Here is a 286-nt window from a genome sequence, read left to right on the forward strand (position 1 = left end):
GCCCAGCAACCAGGTCGAGGCGGCCTGGGGGTCGAGATCCCATAATAAAGTGCGGCGCGCACAAAGACTTGCCGCGCACCAGGCGAGGTTGACCGCCATGCTGGTCTTTCCCACGCCCCCCTTCAGACTGTAGATCGCGATCGCGGCCACGTGGTTCTTCGACCTCCCGGCTTCACCTCACAAGAAAAAGGCCAGCGGAGATATCCCCGCCGGCCGGTTTTCGATCAAGTCCCTATCGCCCGATATTCGGACGACGGGGCCGTCAGACGCTCAGATGTGGCAGGTC

The 286-nt window shown here is 62.6% G+C and carries 1 protein-coding gene; it reads right to left on the minus strand.

Annotated features, from left to right (window positions below; translation table 11 throughout):
• Positions 1–150: ParA family protein (locus AC3II9_RS21670; protein ID WP_489158745.1), on the minus strand; the 150-nt coding region annotated here is incomplete at its 3' end.
• Positions 151–286 lie beyond the last annotated feature (136 nt).

The sequence above is a fragment of the Lysinibacillus sp. RU7 genome, assembly GCF_057837305.1.